General features: G+C 69.4%; 1 protein-coding gene. It reads left to right on the top strand.

Translation table 11 applies throughout. The features are described 5' to 3' along the window. Positions 1-396: contractile injection system protein, VgrG/Pvc8 family (locus GVL52_RS30000; protein ID WP_280179141.1), on the top strand; the 396-nt coding region annotated here is incomplete at both ends.

Here is a 396-nt window from a genome sequence, read left to right as displayed (position 1 = left end):
ATCGGCTGGGCCGGCGAGCAGCTCGTCGATAAAGGCACCTTCACCGTAGACGAAATCGAGCACCAGGGGCCGCCCGATGTCGTCAGCATCCGCGCCCGCTCGGCAGACCTGCGCAAGCGCCTGCGCATCCGCGCCGAGCACAGCTACCACGACACCACCCTCGGCGCCATCGTCGGCGAGATAGCGGCCCGCAACAAGCTCACGCCCCGCATTGACGAGCGGCTCGCCCGTGTGCGCGTGGCCCACATCGACCAGACCCACGAGAGCGACCTCAATTTTGTCTCGCGGCTCGCGCGCCAATACGACGCGGTCGCCACCGTCAAGCGCGGGCACCTGCTGTTCCTGCCCACGACGGGCACGCGCACCAGCCAGGGCGCCGAGCTGCCCGCCATGACC

It is taken from the genome of Rhizobium sp. 18055, assembly GCF_902706285.1.
Classification (GTDB): domain Bacteria; phylum Pseudomonadota; class Alphaproteobacteria; order Rhizobiales; family Rhizobiaceae; genus Rhizobium.
This window is presented reverse-complemented; position numbering and strand designations above follow the sequence as displayed.